Source organism: Pandoraea sp. B-6 (assembly GCF_000282835.1).
Classification (GTDB): Bacteria; Pseudomonadota; Gammaproteobacteria; order Burkholderiales; family Burkholderiaceae; genus Pandoraea; species Pandoraea cepalis.
Map to the genome: position 1 here is coordinate 1 of NZ_AKXS01000328.1, position 1,226 is coordinate 1,226.

At 66.7% G+C, this 1,226-nt stretch carries 1 protein-coding gene; it reads right to left on the bottom strand.

Annotated elements, in window-relative coordinates:
* Positions 1 to 214: 214 nt before the first annotated feature.
* Positions 215 to 529 carry a DUF736 domain-containing protein gene (locus A985_RS0103165; RefSeq protein ID WP_017231974.1) on the bottom strand — a complete coding sequence of 105 codons (315 nt, stop codon included), beginning with the start codon at positions 527 to 529 and terminating at the stop codon, positions 215 to 217.
* Positions 530 to 1,226 lie beyond the last annotated feature (697 nt).

Sequence of the window (1,226 nt, forward strand, 5' to 3'; positions counted from 1 at the left end):
AAGCCGAATGGCCGTGACGGCAACGACGGCGCGGGGCGTAGCCCGTAAAGCCCGGCGGCGCATCGCGCCGACACGCCATGCCCTGGCCGTAACCGCAGACACTGCTCCCAGTCTGGAAGACGTAACCTGCAATGGACGCTGCCTGCCGCTGCCTCGTTCGGGACGAACGAACAGCGCAGCGCCCCGCCATGTGACGGGGCGCAGTGGGCGGCTGTCAGGCCGCCTGGGGCTTGCTGCGCGACCAGATCAGGTCGTGCGTGCCGTCCTCGCCTTCGATTAGGCGGGCGTAGACCGTGGCCGGGAACGAAGGATCGTCGAGGGTCACGGAGATGTACTCCCGCCCGGCCTCGCTGGTCTTCTTCCACGCCGCGCCGATGTCATGGCTGGCTGCCTGCAGGCGGAAGTCCGGGGCCTTCTCGTTGTCCCCCTTGTCGTTGGGCACCAGCTTGACCTTGACGTTGAGCGTCAGGGTGCGAAGCGTGCCGGTGAAGCCGTCTTTGTCTGCGGTGAAGCTGCCGATGTTGGCCATGATGAAACTCCTTTTGGTGGAACAAGGTTCGCGCCCATCGCGTCCTTGTTGTGATCCGGCCGGCGGGGGACGGGCGGGCCGCACCGCTTGCGGTCGAAACGCAGTGGAGAGCCGGAAGGCGAAAAGAATTTGGCCCGCGAGGAATCTGCGCAGCAGAGGGGAAATTGTTTTCGCTGGACGGTTGCAGCCATGAAGCCCGAGGCGCAGCCGCGCCACCGCCAGGATTCACAACAACACAAGGACGCCTTGGGCCGAACCACCCCCAATTCGAAGGGAGACAGGGCCGACTCGGCATCCCCGCCCGAAGGCTGTTCCGGCTCGCCCTCTGACGCGGGCCAGGTCAACACCCCAACGACAGGCGAGAACGCCCCTGCCGCACCTTGCGGCGCCGCTCTTGAGGCGTGGCGTGGAAGCTCCATGGCGATGTCGGGCGGGATGCCCGTGAACCGTCCTTCGTGACGTGATGGGCGAGAACCGCCAGCGTTGAGGACGGCACGCATCTGCACAACCTGCCGCAGCAAGCATCAGCGTGTTCGCCAACGCACCGTCCATTGCGAAGAGGCGCTGATCGTGCCGATCCGGCGCAGCCGGTTCGGCAGCATCGAGGGGCGCCAAGCTGCGCGCGGCGGGGATAGCCCGTAGGGCTTTCCCCTAGAGGCAAGCGCAGCGCGCAGCACCGCAGGCGCGAAGGCGTGAG

Coding starts and splice junctions, on each gene's coding strand:
- A985_RS0103165 (WP_017231974.1), bottom strand. CDS start 529: ATGGCCAACATCGGCAGCTTCACCGCAGACAAAGACGGCTTCACCGGC.